The organism is Granulicella cerasi (assembly GCF_025685575.1).
In the GTDB taxonomy this organism is placed as follows: Bacteria; Acidobacteriota; Terriglobia; order Terriglobales; family Acidobacteriaceae; genus Granulicella; species Granulicella cerasi.
Window position 1 is genome coordinate 78,206 of the sequence record NZ_JAGSYD010000001.1, and the last position, 18,534, is coordinate 96,739.

Annotated in this window: 19 protein-coding genes; 10 read left to right on the forward strand and 9 right to left on the reverse strand. The window is 63.2% G+C overall.

What is annotated here, in order from left to right; all coding sequences use genetic code 11:
- Positions 1-2: 2 nt before the first annotated feature.
- Both OHL11_RS00300 and OHL11_RS00305 read left to right on the forward strand, forming a co-directional pair.
- A complete protein-coding gene (locus OHL11_RS00300) occupies positions 3-1,409 on the forward strand; it encodes a lipopolysaccharide biosynthesis protein (RefSeq protein WP_263369472.1) in 1,407 nt (468 codons plus the stop codon).
- A complete protein-coding gene (locus tag OHL11_RS00305) occupies positions 1,406-2,425 on the forward strand; it encodes a glycosyltransferase family 2 protein (RefSeq protein WP_263369473.1) in 1,020 nt (339 codons plus the stop codon). Before OHL11_RS00300 ends, OHL11_RS00305 begins: the two co-directional genes overlap by 4 nt.
- Here the strand turns inward: OHL11_RS00305 and OHL11_RS00310 are convergent.
- Positions 2,422-3,387: a pseudouridine synthase gene (locus OHL11_RS00310; RefSeq protein ID WP_263369474.1), complete on the reverse strand. Its 966-nt coding sequence runs from the start codon at positions 3,385-3,387 to the stop codon at positions 2,422-2,424. The genes OHL11_RS00305 and OHL11_RS00310 overlap by 4 nt on opposite strands.
- Before the next feature lie 154 nt (positions 3,388-3,541).
- Here OHL11_RS00310 and OHL11_RS00315 point away from each other — a divergent pair, with 154 nt between their 5' ends.
- Positions 3,542-3,910, forward strand: a complete 369-nt coding sequence (locus OHL11_RS00315) for a hypothetical protein (protein WP_263369475.1) — start codon at positions 3,542-3,544, stop codon at positions 3,908-3,910.
- Between the two features lie 403 nt (positions 3,911-4,313).
- Here OHL11_RS00315 and scpB read toward each other — a convergent pair whose 3' ends face one another.
- Entirely contained in the window at positions 4,314-5,396 is a 1,083-nt protein-coding gene (scpB, locus tag OHL11_RS00320; RefSeq protein ID WP_263369476.1) for an SMC-Scp complex subunit ScpB, read from the reverse strand.
- A gap of 116 nt (positions 5,397-5,512) precedes the next feature.
- On the opposite strand from scpB, the gene OHL11_RS00325 reads away from it, so the two are divergent.
- The gene (locus tag OHL11_RS00325; RefSeq protein ID WP_263369477.1) at positions 5,513-6,583 is read left to right on the forward strand and encodes a purine-nucleoside phosphorylase; all 1,071 of its coding nucleotides are present in this window, start codon (positions 5,513-5,515) and stop codon (positions 6,581-6,583) included.
- On the opposite strand, the gene OHL11_RS00330 is transcribed toward OHL11_RS00325, so the two are convergent.
- Positions 6,584-7,078 carry an O-acetyl-ADP-ribose deacetylase gene (locus OHL11_RS00330; RefSeq protein ID WP_263369478.1) on the reverse strand — a complete coding sequence of 165 codons (495 nt, stop codon included), beginning with the start codon at positions 7,076-7,078 and terminating at the stop codon, positions 6,584-6,586. It abuts the gene before it with no gap.
- 187 nt (positions 7,079-7,265) lie between these two features.
- On the opposite strand from OHL11_RS00330, the gene OHL11_RS00335 reads away from it, so the two are divergent.
- Entirely contained in the window at positions 7,266-8,900 is a 1,635-nt protein-coding gene (locus OHL11_RS00335; RefSeq protein WP_263369479.1) for an inorganic phosphate transporter, read from the forward strand.
- Between the two features lie 68 nt (positions 8,901-8,968).
- On the opposite strand, the gene iscX is transcribed toward OHL11_RS00335, so the two are convergent.
- Complete coding sequence (gene iscX, locus OHL11_RS00340) at positions 8,969-9,190, reverse strand: Fe-S cluster assembly protein IscX (RefSeq protein WP_263369480.1); 222 nt, start codon at positions 9,188-9,190, stop codon at positions 8,969-8,971.
- An 85-nt stretch (positions 9,191-9,275) separates the two neighbouring features.
- Here iscX and OHL11_RS00345 point away from each other — a divergent pair, with 85 nt between their 5' ends.
- Positions 9,276-10,028 carry a YIP1 family protein gene (locus OHL11_RS00345; RefSeq protein WP_263369481.1) on the forward strand — a complete coding sequence of 251 codons (753 nt, stop codon included), beginning with the start codon at positions 9,276-9,278 and terminating at the stop codon, positions 10,026-10,028.
- 65 nt (positions 10,029-10,093) lie between these two features.
- On the opposite strand, the gene OHL11_RS00350 is transcribed toward OHL11_RS00345, so the two are convergent.
- From OHL11_RS00350 to OHL11_RS00360, 3 genes are all read right to left on the reverse strand, one after another.
- The gene (locus tag OHL11_RS00350) at positions 10,094-10,924 is read right to left on the reverse strand and encodes an alpha/beta fold hydrolase (protein WP_263369482.1); all 831 of its coding nucleotides are present in this window, start codon (positions 10,922-10,924) and stop codon (positions 10,094-10,096) included.
- A gap of 123 nt (positions 10,925-11,047) precedes the next feature.
- Positions 11,048-12,298, reverse strand: coding sequence for a beta-ketoacyl-ACP synthase II (gene fabF / locus OHL11_RS00355; RefSeq protein WP_263369483.1), 1,251 nt, complete (start codon positions 12,296-12,298; stop codon positions 11,048-11,050).
- Between the two features lie 57 nt (positions 12,299-12,355).
- Positions 12,356-12,592 (reverse strand): acyl carrier protein, encoded by a 237-nt coding sequence (locus tag OHL11_RS00360; RefSeq protein WP_263369484.1) that lies wholly within the window; start codon positions 12,590-12,592, stop codon positions 12,356-12,358.
- 209 nt (positions 12,593-12,801) lie between these two features.
- On the opposite strand from OHL11_RS00360, the gene OHL11_RS00365 reads away from it, so the two are divergent.
- Positions 12,802-12,978, forward strand: coding sequence for a hypothetical protein (locus OHL11_RS00365; RefSeq protein ID WP_263369485.1), 177 nt, complete (start codon positions 12,802-12,804; stop codon positions 12,976-12,978).
- A gap of 8 nt (positions 12,979-12,986) precedes the next feature.
- On the opposite strand, the gene rmuC is transcribed toward OHL11_RS00365, so the two are convergent.
- Positions 12,987-14,498, reverse strand: a complete 1,512-nt coding sequence (gene rmuC / locus OHL11_RS00370; RefSeq protein WP_263369486.1) for a DNA recombination protein RmuC — start codon at positions 14,496-14,498, stop codon at positions 12,987-12,989.
- Between the two features lie 112 nt (positions 14,499-14,610).
- Here rmuC and OHL11_RS00375 point away from each other — a divergent pair, with 112 nt between their 5' ends.
- The 3 genes from OHL11_RS00375 to OHL11_RS00385 all read left to right on the forward strand — a co-directional run bounded on the left by OHL11_RS00375 (position 14,611) and on the right by OHL11_RS00385 (position 17,354).
- The gene (locus OHL11_RS00375; RefSeq protein WP_263369487.1) at positions 14,611-15,279 is read left to right on the forward strand and encodes a DsbA family protein; all 669 of its coding nucleotides are present in this window, start codon (positions 14,611-14,613) and stop codon (positions 15,277-15,279) included.
- A 10-nt stretch (positions 15,280-15,289) separates the two neighbouring features.
- Positions 15,290-15,667: a hypothetical protein gene (locus OHL11_RS00380; RefSeq protein ID WP_263369488.1), complete on the forward strand. Its 378-nt coding sequence runs from the start codon at positions 15,290-15,292 to the stop codon at positions 15,665-15,667.
- A gap of 166 nt (positions 15,668-15,833) precedes the next feature.
- A complete protein-coding gene (locus OHL11_RS00385; protein ID WP_263369489.1) occupies positions 15,834-17,354 on the forward strand; it encodes an ankyrin repeat domain-containing protein in 1,521 nt (506 codons plus the stop codon).
- 70 nt (positions 17,355-17,424) lie between these two features.
- On the opposite strand, the gene OHL11_RS00390 is transcribed toward OHL11_RS00385, so the two are convergent.
- On the reverse strand, positions 17,425-18,522 hold the full coding sequence (locus OHL11_RS00390; protein WP_390234847.1) for a radical SAM protein: 1,098 nt from the start codon (positions 18,520-18,522) through the stop codon (positions 17,425-17,427).
- Positions 18,523-18,534 lie beyond the last annotated feature (12 nt).

The window sequence follows — 18,534 nt, forward strand, 5'->3', positions numbered from 1 at the left end:
ATATGCGGCTTCTGGAACGCGTCACCCACTCCCTTACCGACGATCCGCGACTCAAGCGGATGCTGCACGGTGGTGCGTCCGGACTACTGGCGAAGCTTTTCGCCGTAGTGATGAGCGCGATTTCACTGCCGCTGACCGTGCGCTATCTCGGCAAGGTGGAGTATGGCCTTTGGGTCACGATCTCCACCACCGTCGGCATGTTGGTCGTGCTCGATCTCGGCATCGCCAACACGCTCACCACGCAGATTGCGATGACGACGGCGGAAGACGACAAGCAGCGCGCCAAGCAGTATTACTCCTCGGCGTTCTGGGCCACGACCGGCCTCTGCTTCGTGCTCGCCATCGTCTTCTACAGCGTGTGGCACATGGTGAACTGGGCGCATCTGCTCGGCATCACCGACCCTGCGCTGGCACAGCGTGCGCGACTCGCCGTGCTGGCTGCGGGCATGACGTTCTTCGTCACCATGCCGCTCGCTCTGGCCAACCGCGTGCTGAGTGGCTACCAGGAAACGCACCTCTCGAACTACTTCGCGATCCTCTCGAACTTCCTCGCGCTCGTCGCCGTCATCGGCGGCATTCTGTTGCACGCCAACCTGCTCTGGCTGCTGATCGCCTTCAGCGGAGCCGGGCTGATCGGCAACATCGTGCTGAACTTCTGGCTGCTACTGCGCCACCGGCCTTACATCCGGCCGCATCCGAAGCTCGTCAGCCGTAAGGTGACGCGCGACCTCTTCAAGCAGGGCACGCTCTTCTTCCTCATCCAGCTGACAGGGCTGATCGTCTTCAACTCCGATAACCTCGTCATCACGCACTACCTCGGACCCGCGCAGGTGACGCCGTACAGCATTGCGTGGCGACTGATCTCCTACGCGTCGATGCTGCAGGCGATCCTGATTCCCTCGTTCTGGCCCGCGTTCACCGAGGCGTACCACAAGGGTGACATGGCCTGGGTGCGCAAGACGCACTCGGAGCTCGTACGCAAGACGCTCTTCTTCGTTACGCTGGCAGCGCTGGCCATCGCACTCTTTGGCCGCACGCTGATCTACTACTGGGCGGGCCCCGCGGCTGTTCCCTCGCACGCTCTGCTGTGGACGATGGCGCTCTGGGCGGTGCTCGTTTCGACCACCAGCAATCAGGCGCTGCTGCTCACCGCCGTGAACCGTCTTGGCGTGGAGACCGCGTGCGCGATCGTCTCGGCCATCGCAAACCTCATCTTCTCCATCTACCTCGTGCAGCGCGTAGGCACCATCGGCGTGCTCATCGGTACGACGGTCTCGTTCCTGCTCTTCATGCTCGTGCCGCAGGAGATCGAAGTGCGCCGCGTGCTGCGTGGACGCTATCTTCCCGCCAAGGACGCAACTCCGACCAAGGAAGAGCTCGAGCGCCCGGCGGAAGTCGAGGTGCAGTGATCGCGCACGACACGACACCGCTGATCCAGGTGCTGCTTGCGACGTACAACGGCGAGCGCTTCCTGCGTGAGCAGATCGACTCTGTGCTGGCGCAGACCTACGCGCCGGTGGAGGTTCTCGTCCGCGACGACGGCTCCTCCGACGCCACGCAGACGATCGTCGGGGAGTATGTCCAGCGGTTCCCGGGCAAGGTGCGCCTTGTGCCGAACGACGGCACCGGCGGCAACGCGCAGACGAACTTCCTGCGCCTGCTCGAAGCCTCGGATGCGCCGTACGTTGCGTTCTGCGATCAGGACGACGTGTGGCTGCCCGAAAAACTCGCGCTCGAAATGGACGCCATGCGCAGCCTCGAAGCTCGCTTCGGCGAGGCCTCACCGCTGCTCGTGTACACCGACCTGCGCGTTGTCGATCAATCGCTGAAGACTGTCGCCGAAAGCTTCTGGCAGCACCAGCTACTTCCGCTCGACAGCATGACGAAGCTCGAAAAGATCCTCGTGCAGAATGTCGTAACCGGCTGCACCGAGCTGATGAACAGCGCGCTGCGCAGCATGGTGCTGCAGATGCCTGCGGCGGCTTCGATGCATGACTGGTGGTCGGCGCTGTGCGTCGGCGCGATGGGTCATGCGACCGCGCTGGCGACGCCGACGGTGCTCTATCGTCAGCACGACAGCAACGTGCTCGGCGCGATGCGCAACCGCCCCGTGACCGGCGTACCCGCGTGGAGAAACCACACGGCGCGCCTGCAGACGTGGCAGATGATTGTGCAACAGGCAGAGGCGTTCCTGCGTGTCTATAGCGAGCAAAAGAGCAGCGACCCAAAGAGCGGGGACCAGCTGCCCGCCGACGCGCAGCGCAAGCTACGCGGCCTGCTGCGCTGCAACGACAGCCGCAACCGCATCGTTCGCGTGGCATCGCTGTTTATGGGTGGATATCTGCAACAGGGGCTGCGACGCAATCTTGCCACCGCCTGGCTTCTGTGGGACCTCGACGAAGCCCGGCGGCAGCAACAGCGCTAACGTCCGAAGCCCTGACGCGCGGAGCGAGTCGGCTTCTTCGCCGCACCCTTCTTCGCTGCAGACTTGTACGGCTTCTTCTTTGGCGGCACGGGCTTCTTCAACTGCGCGGCTTCGGGCAGAACCTTCTTGCGCTCCACCTTCTTGCCAGCAGCCGCGCGTTCGAGCGCCTGCACTTCGCCCGGCGTCAGCTCGCGGAACCCGCCCGGAGGCACGTCCAGCGTCAACGCACCGTAGGCGATGCGGCGGATCTTTTCGACGTGGTGGCCGACCTCTTCAAACATCTTGCGAAGCTGGCGATTACGGCCTTCGGTCAGCGTCACCTCAAACCAGGGGTTCTCGCCGCCGCGTACCTGCTCGATCTTCGCAGGTTGCGTGAGGATGCGGTCGCGACGACCGCTGCGCACTTCGTTCAAGCGGCCGCGATCGATCATGATGCCGCGACGAAGCTGGTCGATCACCTGCTCGCTTGGCACGCCCGAGACCTTCACCAGGTACGTCTTCTGCACACCAGCCGCGGCCTTCGAGAGGTTGTTCGCCAGGTCGCCGTCGTTGGTCATCAGCAGCAGGCCTTCGCTCAGGTAATCGAGGCGGCCAACGGGGTAGAGGCGCGGCATGTCCTTGTGCTCACCGAAACGCTTTTTCTGCGCATCGTGGCCGAGCAGTTCGAGCACGGTCGGGCGGCCTTCAGGGTCGGAAAGCGTGGTTACGTAACCGCGCGGCTTGTTCAGCATGAAGTAGCGCTCGGCCTCACGGCCGTGCAACAGCTTGCCGTCCACGCGCACGTGGTCGCGATCGAGGTCTGCGCGGGTGCCGAGTTCGGTGACGGTCTGGCCGTTCACCTGCACGCGGCCTTCGAGGATGATCTGCTCGGCGGCGCGGCGCGAGGCAATGCCTGCTTGCGCGAGGATCTTCTGCAGGCGTTCGCCGCGTGGAGTTTCTTCGGTCTTGGGCTTGGTCGTCATGGTCAACCTTCATTATCGCGCGGGCGCTGCGCTCCAGCGACATTTCCTTGCAAATCGCCGCGCGTGGAGCGCGTATTTCTCGTGTCAGATGTGGGCAAGGGGTCGGAAGTCACCATCCCCATTGAGAAAGCTCGCCAGAAAGAAGGAACCGACTATGCGCCTCACCCGTACCCTCAGCGCCGCTCTTGCCTTCACGCTCGCCACCGCTGCCTTCGCACAGAGGAGCGGCACCACCCGCCGCGGCGGCACTGCGACGACCTCCACCACGACCAGCGGCAAGACCGCCACGAACACCACCACGGCGACCGGTTCGCGCGGCAACACAGCCAGCGAAACCAGCAGCGTCACCAAGACGAAGAGCGGCTACACCGAGAGCGGCACCGCCACCGGCGCCAAGGGCAACTCCGCCACGGTGAACGGCACGACCGTCAACAACGGCAATGGCACAACGACGCAGTCCACGACGGTCACCGGCTCCGGCGGCAAGACGCACACCGGCGTGCACACTGGCCCGACGAAGTGAGAGCGACACCCAGACGTATACGACGTTCCTCGGAGAGCACGGGCGGTAGGCACGGCTTCAGCCGTGCCGTCAGTGTCGATGGAGGAAAGGGATTTTAGCCCCTGAGATGGGCCAGGCACATATACCTCAGCGGCTAAAGCCGCTTGCCTGAGGTGGCGCTGGTGGCACGGCTGAAGCCGTGCCCTACCGTTCGTGCCTCACCGTGTTCTGTGGCTGCGGCGATAGACGGATCGCCTCGCCGTTCCCCTTGCAACCGCCACCGACAAGCAGGTCCTTCACTGCGTTCAGGACGGTCGTGGGATAAGGCTGTAGACACGGAGAGTCGTGAGAAGCGCAAAAGCAAAGAGGCCGGCGTTTTCGCCGGGCCTCTTATTTGCTAAACCTTACTCTTCTCTGCTGAACCTTACTCTTCGTTCTCCGGTTCGCCATCCGCCTGTGCTTCGTGCACCTCGGCGTTCGGCTCCACCTCTTCGGCGACCGCACGGGTCTCGTCGTCGGCGCCGTCTCCTTTGCCCTTGTCGGCCAGCGTGTCCTCGACGGACTCATGCTGCGCCGGCGCGGGAGCCGCGTTGATTTCGTCCACCGCCGGCGGTTGTGTCGCGGCGGTCTCTTCGTTCACGTTGCCGGATTCGGTCGCAGCGTCCATTTGCATCTCCTCCTGGACGGCCTCGGCAAGTTCGCCAGCCATCTTCTCAAACTCTTCGATGCTGGGAAGCTCGTTGATGTCCTTCAGGCCGAAGCGGACGAGGAACTCCTTCGACGTTTTGTAGAGCATGGGGCGGCCGATGACCTGCTTGCGGCCCGCGGTCTGCACCAGCTTGCGCGTGATCAGCGAGCCGATGACGCCGCCCGAATCCACACCACGAATCTCCGATACTTCGGGCGCCGTGATGGGCTGCTTGTAGGCGATCACCGCCAGCGTCTCCAGCGCCTGTAGCGAGAGCTTCAGCGGTGGTTTCAGCGACTTCACAAAGCCGCGCACCGCGTCGTGGTACTCCGGCTTGGTGGCGAAACGGAAGCCACCGGCGACCTCACGTACCTCGAAACCGCGGTCGTTGTTCGCGTACTCGGCGATGAGCTGGTCGAGCACTTCGCGGAAGTAGACGCGCAGCTTGCGCTCGCGCACCTTGGCTTCGGCGGCTACGGCCTTTTCGTTCTGCGCCTTGGTGGAGGCGTCCTCGGCCTGCGCGGCCGCGACGTTCTCAGGCGTTGCCTCGACAGGGGTGACGTCCGCTGCGGGAGCCTCTTCGGCGGCAGTTTCAGCCGTTTCCTCCGTCCCGGAGAGAGTTTCGGCGTTCATCGCCTCGGGGTCGATCTCGTTCGGCTCGTTGGCGTCTTCGCCGCCGAGGTCCAGCGACGGCTGCTGCGCCTCCAGCGCGTCGAGCTCCAGCTGCGCTTCTTCACCGAGCAGCCCGACAAGCTGCACCAGGGTTACGGGTTCTTCGGACGCGTAGATGACCGCTTCGATCTTGGCTTTGAGACTCACTGTTGGCTTCTGGCTCGCAGGTTTCTGACGTTAGCGAAAAGTGTACCGGAACCGGGGTCGGCTATGCTGAAAACGGCTCTACTTCATCACTCCGCACCACGAGGTCTTCTGTCCCGATGCGAGTTTTCCGCTCTGTTGCCGCCCTCTTCCTGCTGCTGCTCGTCCCCGCGCTGCGCGCCCAGACCTCCGGGCCGGTCCCGGAAAAACCGTGGGAGATCCGCGCCGTCGTCATCGCCACCTTCGAGTTCGGTGCTGACACCGGCGACAAACCCGGCGAATTCCAGCTCTGGGTAGAGCGCGAACACCTCGACGAGGTCGTGCCTTTCCCCGGCGGCGTTCACCCGCTGCGCACCAACAAGGCGCACACCGTGCTGGGCATGATCTGCGGCACGACGATCGGCCCGGCCGCCGTCAGCATGACCGCGCTGGGCCTCGACCCGCGTTTTGACCTTTCACACGCCTACTTCCTCATCAACGGCATCGCAGGCGTTGATCCAAAGGCCGGGTCGCTGGGCTCGGCGGCGTGGGCGCGCTTTGTGATCGGCGACGTCACCCGCATGATCGACCCGCGCGAAACCCCGAAGGACTGGCCGTACGGCCTCTTCCCCATCAGCGCGACCGAGCCGAACAAACCGCTCGGCAACCCGCCCGCCTGGTTCCGCTCCAATCTCTATCCGCTGAACCCCGGCCTCGAGGGCTGGGCCTTCGCCATGACCCGCGACCTCAAGCTGCCCGATGACGAGGACTCCGCCAAGCTCCGCGCGCTCTACACCGGCGACGCCTACAAGGAAGCCCGCCGTCCGCCGTTCGTCTTCGAGGGCGAAAGCTTCGCCAGCGACTACTTCTGGCACGGCAACATCATGAACCAGTTCGCCGAAGACTGGGTGCGCCAGTGGACGAACGGCAAGGGCAACTTTGCCATGACGGACATGGAAGACTCCGGCCTGCTGGAGGCGCTGCGCCGTCTGGACGGCATGAAGCGCGTCGACGCCAACCGTGTGCTGGTGCTGCGCACAGCCTCCAACTACTCTGCCCCGCCGCCGGGAGGCACCGCTCTCGACAGCCTGCTGAAGCCGCACTTCGGCAAGATCGCCTTCGAAACGGCCTACGATACCGGCGCGCCGGTGCTGCACTCGCTGGTCGACCACTGGGCGAACACGCGGGACCAAATTCCATCGGTGAAGTAGCTATTTCAGTAGTTTGCGATAGATTTCAGCGGTCGCCCGATCGAAACAAACGAACTCCACCCGCTCCATCGAACCACCTCCGGCCAGCACTTCGCGCACTGCGATGCTGGCCGCTTCTTCCTTCGGATAGCCATAGATGCCCGTAGAGATCGCCGGGAAGGCCAGCGACCTGGCGCCGAACTCTTGCGCCAGTTGCAGGCAGACGCGATAGCACCCGGCGAGCAGTTCCGGCTCGCCGCTCGCTCCGCCATGCCAGACCGGGCCGACTGCGTGAAAGATCCACTTCGCCGGCAGCCGGAAACCGGGAGTCGCTTTCGCCGAACCCGTGGGGCAGCCATGCAGCTTGCGACAGGCCTCCAGCAGCTCCGGCCCGGCCGCGCGGTGGATGGCTCCATCGACGCCTCCGCCGCCCAGCAGCGAGGAGTTTGCAGCGTTTACGATCGCATCCACCGGACGCTGCGTGATATCGCCTTCCACCACAAAGATTTCCGCCATAGCGCGCCTCTTTCCGCCAGCCCCATCCATGCACATTGGATGAGGCAAACAATCGTTGAAACGGCCATAATTTCAGGATTTTTACATTCTGTTCATCTTCCAAAATCAGGCTCCCCCTAGGCTAATGAAGTTGCGTTTCGAGGCGTCCGCTGGACGCCTCTTGCGCGTCAGACCTACAAGGTGACTCATGGCTAGCACAATTACGCCGCCGCTACCCGCCGCAGGGCGTGCGAAGCACTCCTCCCTCCTCGACAAGAAGCTGCAGGACTCCGCCGTAGGACGGTGGGGCGGTTTCCTCTTCGGAGCCATCGTCGTGGCCGGGCTCGGCTACGTCGGCGTGAAGCTTTCGACCGATCTGCAGGGCATTCACCAGTCGTCGATCTTCCCGTATCTGCTGCTCGGCCTGGCGCTGCTCATCGCGCTTGGCTTTGAGTTCGTGAACGGCTTCCACGACACCGCGAACGCTGTCGCCACCGTGATCTACACCCACTCGCTGGAGCCGCACATTGCGGTGGTCTGGTCGGGCGTGTGGAACTTCCTCGGCGTGCTCACCAGCTCGGGCATTGTGGCGTACACCATCGTTGCGCTGCTGCCGGTGGAGCTGATTCTGAAGGTCAGCAAGGGCTCAGGCTTCTCGATGGTCTTTGCGCTGCTGGTCGCGGCTATCCTCTGGAACCTCGGCACCTGGTGGATGGGTCTGCCTGCTTCCAGCTCGCACACGATGATCGGCTCGGTGATCGGCGTCGGCGTCGCGAACCAGCTCATGCACGGCCGCTCGGGCGTTTCGGGCCTCGACTGGGGCGAAGCGATCAAGGTCGGCAAGGCGCTCTTCTTCTCGCCGATCATCGGCTTCCTGGGCGCGGCGCTGCTGCTCTGGATCAGCAAGCGCGTTCTCTCTGATCCGAAGCTGTTTGAAGCTCCCGAAGGCGATCAGCCGCCCAGCTTCTGGACGCGCTGCCTTTTGATCCTCACCTGCACGGGCGTCAGCTTCGCGCACGGCTCCAACGACGGCCAGAAGGGCATGGGACTCATCATGCTCATCCTCGTCGGCACGGTGCCCACGGCGTACGCGCTGAACCATACGGTCGACCACGGCTCGGAGGTCACCTTCGCCGCCGTATCGCAGCAGGTGTCTGACGTGCTGCAGCGTTACGAAGGCCCCGGCGCTGTCGTGGTCGGCGGCGATGCCGGCACGACGCTCGAGCAGTTCATCGCCACCAAGCACTACACGCCCTCGGTCCTCGTGGCCTCGCAAGGCATGGTGCAGGCGATCCGCACCGAAGAGTCTGACTACGGCTCGCTGGGCAAGGTGCCCGCGAACATGCAGGCGAACGTCCGCAACCAGATGTACCTGCTGAGCGAGACCTTTCGCCTGCTGCCGAAGGAAGGCCCGAAGATGGCCGAAGCCGACCAGAAGGTGTTGAACAACTACAAGACCTTCCTCGACCACTCGACGAAGTACATCCCCGCCTGGGTGAAGGTCGCCGTGGCGCTGGCGCTGGGCCTGGGCACGATGATCGGCTGGAAGCGCATCGTGGTCACGGTGGGCGAGCGCATCGGCAAGGAGCACCTGACCTACGCGCAAGGTGCGTCGGCGGAGCTCGTCGCTATGGGGACGATCATGGGCGCGTCGTTCATCGGCGTTCCGGTGAGCACCACGCATGTGCTGAGTTCGGGCGTCGCGGGAACGATGGCCGCCAACGGCTCCGGCCTGCAGTGGTCGACCATCCGCAACATTGCGATGGCCTGGCTGCTGACGTTGCCCGCAGCAGCACTGCTCTCGGGCATGCTGTACTGGCTCTTCGCGCACATCGCCAAGTAGAGCTCAAGCCAACAAGCACGGCCCGCATGATTGCGGGCCGTTTCTCTTTGCAGGACAACGCGGCGGAACTACGCGTCCTTCGCGTCCTCGTACTCTTCGTGCCAGGCGGTCTGAATCGCCTCGAGGATGCCTTCGTTCGACTTGTTCGGGTCGCCGATGAAGCCGGGCAACTGCGTGACCCACTTGTGCAGGTCGGTGAAGCGGATGGTGTACGGGTCGGTGTCGGGGAACTGTTCTTGTAGCAGGATGCCGATCTCTTCAGTGTCGGTCCATTCGACTTCGCGGGGCATAGTTCTTGCTCCTTTCCTCTTCAGTGTAAAGGGCAAGCGGCGTACACTGGCTGCACTCACCCCAACGTTCTTTTCAGGAGCCGTAATGTCCGACTACGCCATGCCTACGCCCGTGCCCGCCGCTGCTCCGCTCAACGAAATCGAGCGCGTGGTCGACACTTTCGTCGCACCGACGAAGACCTTCACCGATATCCTGCGCTCGTCGAGCTGGTGGTTGCCGTTCATCATCGTGTGCGTGCTCGCGTTTACGTCGACCTTCACGGTCGGCAAGAAGGTCGGCTGGGAAGCGGTGACGCAGCAGCAGATGGCGAGCAGCAAATCCGCGCAGGCGCAGATGAACCAGCTCACGCCCGAGCAGCGCGCACAACGCATCCACATGGGCGCCAAAGTGAGCAGCTACATCGGTTACGCAGTGCCGGTGATGGTGCTGCTCTTCTCTGCGGTAATCGTGCTGGTGCTGTGGCTCAGCGTGAACTTCGGCCTGGGCGCGGAGACGACCTACGGGCAGATGTTCGCCGTCTTCATGTATGCGGGATTACCGAAGCTCGGCATCACGCTGCTAAACATCATCCTGCTGTGGGCTGGTGTCGGCCTCGATAACTACGACATCAAGAACCCGGTCGGCACGAACCTCGGCTACTACCTGAACGAAGCGCCGAAGTGGCTGCAGACGCTGGGCTCGTACTTCGACATCTTCAACCTGTGGGCTCTCTTTCTGCTGGTGCTCGGCGTGAGCATCGTCGCGAAGAAGACCAAGGGACAGGCCGCAGCGGTGGTCGTGGGCTGGTGGGCGCTGATCCTGCTCATTAACGTCGCATGGGTCGCCGTAATGGGTTAGCTCCGAAGACTACGGACACACAAAGGCCGCTCCTCGGAGCGGCCTTTTGTGTGTCGCCATATCGCCTACTTCAAGAACTCAAGCAGCGCTGTGTTCACTTCCGTCGCGTGCGTCCAGTTCAGGCCGTGCGGGCCGCCTTCAATCACCACGAGCTTGGCCTGAGGCACGAACTCGCTGACGCGCTTGCCGGTACTGTCGATCGGCAGAATCAGATCGTCGTCGCCGTGGATCACCAGCGTCGGCACCTTGATCTGCCGGAGGTCTTCGCGGAAGTCCTCGAGCCACGCATCCACGCATGCCAACATGCCGGGGTAGTACGAACCCGCAGCGACGCCGAAACTCGCGTGGATCGCCTCGTCGGAGATGTCCGTACCGCCGACCAGCTTCTTCGAGTAGAAGTTCTTGAGGAAGCCCGCCAGGAACTTGTAGCGGTCCTTCTCGATGTTCTGCTTGATCTCTTCAAAGACCGAGGGATCGACGCCGTCGGGGTTGCTGCCGTCCTTGCGCAGCGCGGGCGCGATGGACGACATGAAGACCGCCTTCGAAACGCGACCGGTGTCGTACTTGCCGAGGTAGCGCGCCACCTCGCCGCCGCCCATGGAGAAGCCGACGATCGTCAGGTCCTTCAGGTCGAGCGCTTCGATCAGCTTGGCGGTGTCCTGCGCCATCGTGTTGTAGTCGTAGCCTTCGCTGGGCTGCGAGGACTTGCCGAAGCCGCGGCGATCGTACGTGATGACGCGGTAACCGGCTGCGAGCAGCGCAGCGATCTGCTTCTCCCACGAGGCGCCGCTCAGCGGCCAGCCGTGGATGAGCAGCACAGGCTTACCGGTGCCGCGGTCTTCGTAATAAATCTGGATGTCTGCGTTGTTCTCTTTGCCGACGGTCAGGAATGCCATAGTGGTTCGTCTCCTCGAATCTGCTCGGGTTCGGTCCCGTCTCCATTCTGATGCAAAACGAAGAGGCCCGACATTGCTGTCAGGCCCCTGTTGCTTGCTGCGACATGAAAAGTTGTTGAACGCTTATTCCGCGCCCCAGCGCTTGAAGACCAGCGAGCCGTTCGTGCCGCCGAAACCGAAGCTGTTCGACAGCGCGTAGTCGATCTTCGCAGCCTGTGGCTTGTTCGGCACGTAGTTCAGGCGGCAGACCGGGTCCACGTTCTCGAGGTTCATCGTCGGGGGAGCGATCTGGTGCTGCATCGCCATGATCGTGATGCCTGCTTCGAGTCCGCCAGCGCCGCCGAGCAGATGGCCCGTCATCGACTTGGTCGACGACACCAGCAGCGTGTGGCTCTTGGCGCGCTCGCCGAAGACATTCTCGATCGCCTGCGACTCCATCGCGTCGCCGAGCGGCGTCGAGGTCGCGTGCGCGTTCACATAGTCAATCTTGTCCGGCGAGATGCCCGCCGACTTGATCGCATTGCTCATCGCACGGAAGCAGCCTTCGCCCTCGGGCGCCATGCCCGTCATGTGGAACGCGTCCGCGCTCATGCCGTAGCCGATGACTTCCGCCAGGATGTTCGCGCCACGTGCCTTGGCAAACTCAAGCTCTTCGAGGATCAGGATGCCTGCGCCTTCGCCCACGACAAAACCGTCGCGGTCCTTGTCCCAGGGGCGGCAGGCGTGCGTCGGGTCGTCGTTGCGCGTGGAGAGCGCCTTCATGGCCGCGAAGCCGCCGACACCCATCGGGGTGATCGCGCCTTCGGTGCCGCCTGCGATCATCGCGTCGGCGTCGCCGCGCTGGATGATGCGGAACGCATCGCCGATGGAGTGCGCCGACGAGGTGCAAGCCGTCGCCGTCGCTTCGTTCGGGCCCTTCGCGCCGTACTTGATCGAAACGTGGCCAGCGGCCAGGTTCACGATCGACGCGGGGATGAAGAACGGGGAAATCTTACGGGGGCCGCCGTTCATCAGCGCAGTGTGCTCGCGCTCAATGACGTCGAAGCCGCCGATGCCGGAGCCGATGTGCACGCCCACGCGCTCATCGTTCGACGAGTCGACTACGAGGCCCGACTGGCGCATCGCTTCTGCGGACGCAGCCATCGCGAAGTGGATGAAGCGGCCCATCTTGCGGGCTTCCTTCTTGTCCACAAACACGTGCGGATCGAAATCCTTCACTTCAGCAGCAAACGTGACCGGGTGACCGGTCAGGTCGAAGGCCTTGATCTCGGCCATGCCGCTCTTGCCGGCCATCAGGCCGTCCCAAACTTCGGGCGCAGTATTGCCGACCCCGCAAATCAATCCGAGGCCGGTGACGACGACGCGTCGTTGCATCTGGAATCCTTTTCCTTCGGCAGGCGCTGCGGACCAGGCCCGCAGCGCGCTACTGAGTTACTTCTTGTTCTTCTCGATGTAGTCGACTGCGTCCTTGACGGTCTTGATCTTCTCGGCGTCTTCGTCCGGGATCTGGATGTCAAAGGCTTCTTCGAACTGCATCACGAGCTCGACCACGTCGAGCGAATCGGCGCCGAGGTCTTCCTGGAAGCTCGCGCCAGGCGTGACTTCTGCTTCATCCACCTGAAGCTGTTCCACAATAATCTGTTTGACCTTCTCGTCAACGGCTGCCATGTAATCGAATCTCCTAGAGTCGTGCTGCGTCGGTAAGAGTACCCGAACCGCGTGAGGGGATGCCTCAGCGTTCAAGCATACCGACGCTCCCCCCTAGTGTAAAGAACCCGCCGGTCACCTGCGCAGTGACAAAAGTCTCAATACCGATGTTTTTCTTGCCACGGCAATCGATGAGAAACTAAGTTTGGGTCTTTGCGGAGGGCCCCTGGGTGGCAAAAATCACGAACCTGCGGTGTCGGCGTTGCGAGGTGAAAGGCGAGCTTCGCCGCGTGAATCGCAAAGGCTGGTTGGAGCGCGAGTTCCTGACGCGCCTTGGACTCTACCCGTGGGAGTGCGTGCTCTGCCGCGCCAAGTCTTACCGCTTCGCGCGGGGCGACAACTCCTAGCGCCGTCCTTATTCTTCCGGGGTTTCTTCGTCCTCGCTGGCAGAGAGCAGTTGCAACACATTCTGCCCCACGGTGTCGCCCACCAGCGGCGTACCCATGTCCAGCTTGTTGACGTTCTTGAACGCGCGGTTGACGGTCTTCGTCTTGCGGCTGATCTCGCCGAGCGTATTCTGCACCGTGCCCACCTGCTTTTCGACCTTCTCCATCAGCCCGCCAAACTTTTCGAACTCCGTCTGCGCCTTCTGGAAAACCGAGTGCACGTCGTGCAGGTTTTTCTGGAATTTCACGGTGCGGAAGACGAGTTGGAAACTCGTCAGGATCATCGTGAACGCCGACGGGCCGGCGATGACCACGTTGCACTGCTGCTGCACCTCGGCATGGAGTCCCGGGCGCCGCATGACCTCGGCGTAGAGCGCCTCCGTGGGCAGATACATGATCGCGAACGGCAGCGTGGCTGGCGGATCGATGTACTTTTCGCAGATACGCTTGCCTTCGTTGCGGATCGCGCGCTCGAAGGCCGTCGAAGCCTTCTTGCGGTCTTCGTCGTTGCCGTTCTCGTAAGCGTCTTCCAGGCGCTCCCAGTCTTCGACCGGGAACTTGGAGTCGAGAGCGAGCAGCACCGTGGAATCCGGGCCGTTCGGCACCTTGAGCGCAAATTCCACGGATTCCTGCGTGTTCGGCTTGATGCGCGCGTTCACCTCGTACTGGTCGGGCGAAAACATCTGCTCGAGCTGCTGACCGAGGAAGAACTCACCAACGATGCCGCGCGACTTCACGTTCGACAGCACGCGCTTCAGGTCGCCGACGCCGGTCGCCAGCGTGGTCATCTCACCCAACCCCTTGTGCACCGAGGCCAGTTGTTCGGTGACCGCGCCGAAGCTCTCCGTAAGCCGCGTATGCAACGTCGCCTGCAGCTTTTCATCCACCGTCGCGCGCATCTGCTCGAGCTTCGCGGCGTTGTCTTCGTTCAGCTTATCGAGGCGCTGCTGCATGGCGTCGCGCAGTTTGCTCTGCTCGGCCACCTGCGCGGCGGAAAGTTCGTTGAGGCGTGTATGCAGCGCTTCGCGGCTGTCGCTCAAGGTACGCGTCGTTTCCGACGTGAAGCCGACCAGCCGCTGCTGCAGCGAGGCCAGCTGGCCTTCGACGTTTTTGCGCAGCGTCTCGGCGTCGGTCTTGTTGTCCGCGCGGAAGCTCGTGAGGCCGTCGTTCAGCGTCGTGCCCAGCGTTTGGATGCTGCCCTGCACCTCGGTGCGTAGCTCGCGGTGAGCGGTCTCCGTCTGCGAACGCAGGCGGGCGGCGTCCTCGCTGGCCTCGCGGCGCAGGCCGCCGACTTCTGCACGCAGATGCTGCTCGGTGCTGGCAAACTTCGCGTCGAGTCGTGCCAGCTGACCCGGCAGGTCTGCGGTGATCAACGCCTCGAGGCGCGGGTCGGCCGTGGCGGCATTTGCGGGCCTGCGCAGCAGCAGTACGACTACTGCGATGAACGTGACGATTTCCAAAGCGGCAAGGGCAAAGAGCATTTCGCGTTTCCTTCGCCACTGAGCATACCGCATCCCTCCGCGAAAACCTGTGTTTGAATTGAAGTGAGAGCACACTTGCTCGCCGAAGGGTTTAGTCCGCGTCCAAATGCGTATGCTTCGTCACTCCGCCGCCGCCGTCGTCCTGTCGCTTGCTCTAGCCGGTACTGCCTATGCGCAGACGTCGGTGCCGCCGAACCAGGTATCCGCGTTCCATGACACCTCGATGCTGAAGCCGCCCGCAGGTGCGAAGGTCGCGATCCTCGAGTGGGAGGACCTGGAGTGCCCGGCCTGCGGACACGCGTTCCCGATCGTCCACTCCGCGGCCGCGCACTATCACATCCCCATCGTGGAGCGTGACTTCCCGCTGCAGATGCACATCTGGTCGAAGAAAGCTGCGCTCTACGCGCGCTACATGCACGACAAGATTTCGCCCGACTTTGCGCTGGAGTATCGCCGCGAGGTGTTCGCCTCACAGTTCCGCATCTCGTCGATGGACGACCTCGAATCCTTCACCCGCACCTACATGCAAAAGGGCGGCAAGCAGCTTCCCTTCGTCGTAGACCCGGATGGCAAGCTGCAGAAGGAGATCGACGCGGACTTCAATCTCGGCGTTCAGCTGAACATCACCGAGACGCCGACGATCATCGTCGCCACGGCCCACCACTGGATCCAGGTGAAGGACGTTTCGCAGCTCTACACGGCGATCGACCAGGCGAACGCGCTGGCCGCCAAGGAAGGCCCCGCAACGCCCGCCAAGGCACCGGTGGCCAGGAAGAAGTAAACTCGCCTCTATGGCTGCCTTCTGGGACAAACTTTTTTCGAATGACCAACCAGCCCCTCAGCTTCCGCCGGATGTTTCGGCAGACGCTCAGGGGTTGACTGTTGCTGAGATGGAAGGCGAAGAGGCCGTCTACGTGCGCGTGCCGTGGTCGTCGATCATGACGATTCTTGCGCACCGCGAAGATGTCTTCACCGTCGCGCAGCTGCGTCTGGAAGTCTTGACCAGCCTCTCCGAAGAGGCGCTGCTCATCACCGAAGACGACACCGGCTTCGACGCCTTCGCGCCGCAGCTGGCAGAGCACCTGCCGGGCGTCAGCCCGTCGTGGCGAACCGAGCTCGCGGAGATCCCGGTCGACGGCACCCCCTACGTGCTCTTCAAACGGGCTTAGGCTTTCGGGAGTTTCACCCTCGGTGCTAGGCTGTAGACGCACACCGAGGGTGCACCCCGTCCGCGGAAAGGGATGATCCCGCCTCATCGCAGTACCCAACGGCAGCACCACTCTCTTCTCGCCCGGTAAGCGGACCCAGGGCAGCGACACTGAAGGAGTGTGAACCATGCCTACCCGCGAACTTCCCGCACGTCCCCACCTCGAACATCTGAAGAAACAAGCGCGCGAGCTGCTCGACGCCGCGCAGTTGCATGACCCTGAAGCGACGGCTCGTCTCAGCGCTGTCGGCGTCGACGCGTCCGCACCCAGGCTCGCTGACGCGCAGCACGCCTTGGCGCTGGAGTACGGTTTTGCCACATGGGCCGCGCTCAAGCTGCACGTGGCCCTCATGTCCGGGGATGCGATCGAGGCTTTCGTCGCCGCGGTACGCGCGGGCGATGCCGATGCTGTCCTTTCACTGCTGGCAAAACATCCCGTGCTGCGAGCGCGTCTGGATGATGCATTGCCTGGCTTCGACTTCGACCAGACGGCACTGCTGACGGCGGTACATCAGCAACATCGCAAGCACATCGATGCCCTGCTCGACGCCGGTGCTGACCCGAATGCGCGTTCCCGCTGGTGGGCGGGCGGCTTCGGCGTGCTCGACTTCGCGACGCCCGAGCTTGCCGAACATCTGATCCTGCGCGGCGCGACGCTTGATGCGCACTCCGCGGCGCGACTTGGCAAACTGGATAGGCTGCGCACGATGCTGGCGGACGATCCTTCGCTGGTCCATGCTCGCGGCGGCGATGGGCAGACGCCACTGCACTTCGCCGCGAATGTAGACGTGGCCGCATTGCTCCTGCAACACGGCGCAGAAGTGGATGCGCGCGATATCGATCACGAGTCCACGGCAGCGCAGTACATGGCTGCCGATCGCGAACGGAAAGAGGTCGTGCGGCTGCTGCTCGACCAGGGCGCGACGCCCGACATCATGATGGCCGCGGCGCTGGGCGACCTCACGCTCGTCGAGCGGCTCCTTCGAGAAAACTCCGACGTCGTTCGCATGACGGTGAGCGACACCTGGTTCCCTCGCAAGAACCTGCGCGCGGGCGGCGTGATCTACATGTACACCTTCGGCAACACAAAGACGCCGCATCTGATCGCGCACGAGTACGGCCACGCCGCGGTCTTCGCGCTGCTGATGCGGCACAGCGCACCGTGGCTGCAACTCGTCGTTTCAGCTGAGGTCGGCGACGCTGCGACGATGGATAAGCTGCTTGACCAAATGCCGGATCGGAAGCCGCAGATGCATCCGGCCAATGCACGCAGGCTCGTCGGCGTGGCCGTGCGGAACCAGGCCGAGGCGCTGCGGCTACTCGTGGAACACAACTGGCCGATCGATGTTCCGCTGGATAACGGCCAGACTGCGCTGCATTACGCGGCGTGGCATGGAAATCTTGCCATGGTCGAAACGCTGCTCGCCCATGGCGCGCCGGTGAACGTTTTCGAAAACGAGCACGGTGGCAGTCCACTTGCATGGGCGCTGCACGGCTCGCTCAACGGCTGGCACCGCGATACGGGCGACTACGTCGGGGTCGTCAAGGCGCTGCTCAACGCGGGCGCGAATGTCCCGAAGCCCGAGCGTCCGCTGGAAGCGACCAAGCCTGTGCTGGCGGCATTGCTCTCTCACGCAAAGAAGCCATAGAAGCGAGGAAACAGACGCAAAGGAAAACGCCCTGAAGCAGGAGCCTCAGGGCATTTCGTTTCTCTCAGCGCTACTGGATCTGAACCAGTTCTGACTCGCCGTGGCCATGGCCGCCGGGCGTGATCGTCGTGTGCTGCGGCGCGCGCCAGTGGTCGATGTAGCTGACCTGATGCACGCAGGAGATGGTGCAGTTCGGCGCGCAGGATTTCTCCGTGAGGAACTCGCGCTTCACATCTTCGGTCGTGTACTCCGCAATCGGCACGCCGGGGAAGCCGCGCTGTTGCGAGCAATAATGCACCAGGCCGTTTTCGCAGACGTAGATGTAGCGCGAACCCGCGCGGCAACGCCAGTCGTTCGGCAGGCCGTTCGCGATCGCTTCCTGGAAGTGGTTGAAGCGCGAGTAGCTGCGACGCGTGAGCTGACGGACTTCGTCCCAAACCTTGCGCTCGCGCTCGCCCAGCGGCTTCAACTGGCCAGAGCCGTCGTGAATGATGCCGATGGTGGAGCTGAAGCCGAGCGCCAACGCGCGCTTGGAAATCTGCAGCGCGTCTTCGGGGTTCGCGATGCCGCCGCCGACCACCGAGTTGATGTTTACGTGGAAGTCGGCGTGCTCGGCGAGCATCTGCAGCTTCTTGTCCAGAACCTTCAGCGATTTCTTCGACACCTCATCGGGCATCACGTTGTCGATGGAGATCTGCATGTGGTCGAGCCCGGCCTTGTTCAACTGCTGAATGCGCTCGGGCATCAGCAGATAGCCGTTGGTGATCATGCCAGCGATGGCGTCGGTCTTGCGGATGCGCGCGATCACCTGATCGAGCTCAGGGTGCAGCAGCGGTTCGCCGCCGGAGATCGTGATCACCGAGGTGCCGAGGCGACCGAGGTGGTCGATGCGGCGCAGCATCTCGTCAATCGGCGTCGGCTTGGAGACGTCGTCGTACTCGTTGCAGTAGGTGCAGGCGAGGTTGCAACGACGCATCGGCACGATGTGCGCCATGTACGGGTGCGAGGTCGAGGCCAGCGCGCTGGCGATCGAGCCGAGTTCGCGGAAACGACGCGAGGCCGCGATGAGACGGCGACGTGCGGTCATCTTGCGCTGAAAAGGCGTTTCGCCAGGAGCCGCTTTCACGGCAGGCTGGGAGGCTTCGACGGGCTGCGTTTCGGTCGACATAAAGCAACTTCT

Coding starts and splice junctions, on each gene's coding strand:
- OHL11_RS00330 (WP_263369478.1), bottom strand. CDS start 7,078: ATGGCGGAAATCTTTGTGGTGGAAGGCGATATCACGCAGCGTCCGGTG.
- OHL11_RS00345 (WP_263369481.1), top strand. CDS start 9,276: ATGTCCGACTACGCCATGCCTACGCCCGTGCCCGCCGCTGCTCCGCTC.
- rmuC (WP_263369486.1), bottom strand. CDS start 14,498: ATGCTCTTTGCCCTTGCCGCTTTGGAAATCGTCACGTTCATCGCAGTA.
- OHL11_RS00310 (WP_263369474.1), bottom strand. CDS start 3,387: ATGACGACCAAGCCCAAGACCGAAGAAACTCCACGCGGCGAACGCCTG.
- OHL11_RS00300 (WP_263369472.1), top strand. CDS start 3: ATGCGGCTTCTGGAACGCGTCACCCACTCCCTTACCGACGATCCGCGA.
- iscX (WP_263369480.1), bottom strand. CDS start 9,190: ATGCCCCGCGAAGTCGAATGGACCGACACTGAAGAGATCGGCATCCTG.
- OHL11_RS00390 (WP_390234847.1), bottom strand. CDS start 18,522: ATGTCGACCGAAACGCAGCCCGTCGAAGCCTCCCAGCCTGCCGTGAAA.
- OHL11_RS00335 (WP_263369479.1), top strand. CDS start 7,266: ATGGCTAGCACAATTACGCCGCCGCTACCCGCCGCAGGGCGTGCGAAG.
- OHL11_RS00325 (WP_263369477.1), top strand. CDS start 5,513: ATGCGAGTTTTCCGCTCTGTTGCCGCCCTCTTCCTGCTGCTGCTCGTC.
- OHL11_RS00385 (WP_263369489.1), top strand. CDS start 15,834: ATGCCTACCCGCGAACTTCCCGCACGTCCCCACCTCGAACATCTGAAG.
- OHL11_RS00360 (WP_263369484.1), bottom strand. CDS start 12,592: ATGGCAGCCGTTGACGAGAAGGTCAAACAGATTATTGTGGAACAGCTT.
- OHL11_RS00380 (WP_263369488.1), top strand. CDS start 15,290: ATGGCTGCCTTCTGGGACAAACTTTTTTCGAATGACCAACCAGCCCCT.
- OHL11_RS00315 (WP_263369475.1), top strand. CDS start 3,542: ATGCGCCTCACCCGTACCCTCAGCGCCGCTCTTGCCTTCACGCTCGCC.
- OHL11_RS00350 (WP_263369482.1), bottom strand. CDS start 10,924: ATGGCATTCCTGACCGTCGGCAAAGAGAACAACGCAGACATCCAGATT.
- OHL11_RS00375 (WP_263369487.1), top strand. CDS start 14,611: ATGCTTCGTCACTCCGCCGCCGCCGTCGTCCTGTCGCTTGCTCTAGCC.
- fabF (WP_263369483.1), bottom strand. CDS start 12,298: ATGCAACGACGCGTCGTCGTCACCGGCCTCGGATTGATTTGCGGGGTC.